The 642-nt window shown below is 35.2% G+C and carries 1 protein-coding gene; it reads left to right on the top strand.

The window, feature by feature from the left end; genetic code table 11:
• Positions 1-243: 243 nt before the first annotated feature.
• Positions 244-642: carboxypeptidase-like regulatory domain-containing protein (locus tag CWB80_RS21900; protein ID WP_138686313.1), on the top strand; the 399-nt coding region annotated here is incomplete at its 3' end.

Genomic DNA, 642 nt, shown 5'->3' with positions numbered 1-642 from the left:
CAGCAGCAATAATACAGAAGTGATGCCTTCCCTCCCTTTTTATTATTCCAATTAGCACCATAAATAGATCCTTTCTGTTGGGTCGAAAGTTCATAAGAATTTTTCACTAATAAGATCAGTTGCTTAAAGATGAATATGAATTATGTGTATATTTAATATTGTATACAATATGTAATAAGTGTATATTTTTTGTCGTCTAAGTTAAATAGGCAATAAAACCAACAGGAACAAGGGAACATTCACATGTTTACAAATAATAAAAAGCAAACTCGGGGAATAGGCATTAAATCGCTGTTAGCAACGGCGGTAACGGCTGCATTAATAATGACTCCTACAGCAAAAGCAGTTGATGGTAGTAGCATTGTTAAAGGTCATGTAGTGGCACAAGCTGGCAACGATTTAACCGGGGCTACAATAACTTTAAAACATAAAAGTAAAGGCTTAGTGTATACCATTACTAGTAATAATGATGGTGACTATTTACTGCGCAATGTGCCAGTTGGTACATATGATGTCACTATAAGTAAAGAAGGCTTTGAGCCGTTAGTTGAAGAAAATGTTGCAGTGACGATTGGTCAATCAATTATTCTCGATGCACAATTATATAAAGCCGGTAGTGATATTGAGCGAATTGCTGTTTCG

The sequence above is a fragment of the Pseudoalteromonas sp. S1650 genome (assembly GCF_005887195.1).
GTDB classification, from domain to species: Bacteria; Pseudomonadota; Gammaproteobacteria; order Enterobacterales; family Alteromonadaceae; genus Pseudoalteromonas; species Pseudoalteromonas simplex.
The sequence above is the reverse complement of the archived record's forward strand: the minus strand, read 5'-3'. Positions and strand labels throughout refer to the sequence as shown.